Genomic DNA, 1,131 nt, shown 5'->3' with positions numbered 1-1,131 from the left:
TATATTGCCGTCCGCAAATTCCACGAATTCTGGATATTCTATATATTTAGAATAAGAATCTAGAGGGTCGACAGCTGGATATCTCTTACTGTCCGCTCTTTTTTGAGACAAAGCGTAGAAACATCTTGCGGCTTTTCTTGTAGATTCCGTTACAGGCTCTTTCAAGTTACCGCCCGCTGGAGATACCGTTCCAATAAATGTAATAGAACCCGTTTCGCCGTTATTCAAATAAACGAATCCCGCTCTCGCATAGAAACTTGAAATAATAGCGGGCAAGTCGATAGGGAATGCGTCCTGTCCAGGTAATTCTTCAAGTCGGTTTGACATTTCCCTCAAAGCCTGCGCCCAACGAGAAGTTGAATCGGCAAGAAGAAGAACTTTAAGTCCCATAGAACGATAATATTCGGCAACCGTCATACCAACATAAACCGAAGCCTCTCGAGCGGCAACGGGCATATTGGAAGTATTACAAATAATTGTAGTTCTTTCCATCAAACTTCTTCCAGTCCTCGGGTCTATAAGTTCGGGGAATTCGGTAAATATTTCCACAACCTCGTTTGCTCTCTCTCCGCAAGCCGTCATTATAATCAAGTCCGCGTTTGCGTTTGTAGCCAAAGCATGCTGAAGAACCGTTTTTCCCGCTCCGAACGGTCCAGGAATAAAGCCCGTTCCTCCTTCCGTAATTGGGTTAAATGTGTCTATAGTCCTAACTCCCGTTTCCAACAATTTGAAAGGTCTCGGTTTTTCTCTAAACGATTTAATCGCAAGTTTTACGGGCCAAGTTTGAACCATAGTCACTTCCGTTTTATCTCCGTTATGCGATTTAACGACTGCGAGAATATCGGATAAACCATAAGAACCCGCCGAAGCCACGCTTTCAACCGTTCCTTTGCCTTCAAATTTGAAAGGAACCATTATTTTATGGTCAATCCAACCTTCTTTAATAGCTCCAATCCAATCTCCCGCTTGAACTTCGTCTCCGACTTTTGCTATCGGAGTAAAGTCGTATCTTGCTTCTTTGTTTTCGGCAAGATTATTATACTTACCTCTTTCCAAAAATACGCCTTGCAATTTATCAAGGTCGTTCTGTAATCCGTCAAAGTTTTTACCTAAAAGTCCAGGTCCCAATTC

General features: G+C 42.6%; 1 protein-coding gene. It reads right to left on the bottom strand.

The window, feature by feature from the left end; all coding sequences use genetic code 11:
• The coding region (locus EZH24_RS12295) for a V-type ATP synthase subunit A (protein ID WP_137999348.1) at window positions 1-1,131 on the bottom strand (1,131 nt) is incomplete at both ends.

This window comes from Brachyspira catarrhinii (genome assembly GCF_005518285.1).
Taxonomy (GTDB): domain Bacteria; phylum Spirochaetota; class Brachyspiria; order Brachyspirales; family Brachyspiraceae; genus Brachyspira; species Brachyspira catarrhinii.
The sequence above is the reverse complement of the archived record's forward strand: the minus strand, read 5'-3'. Positions and strand labels throughout refer to the sequence as shown.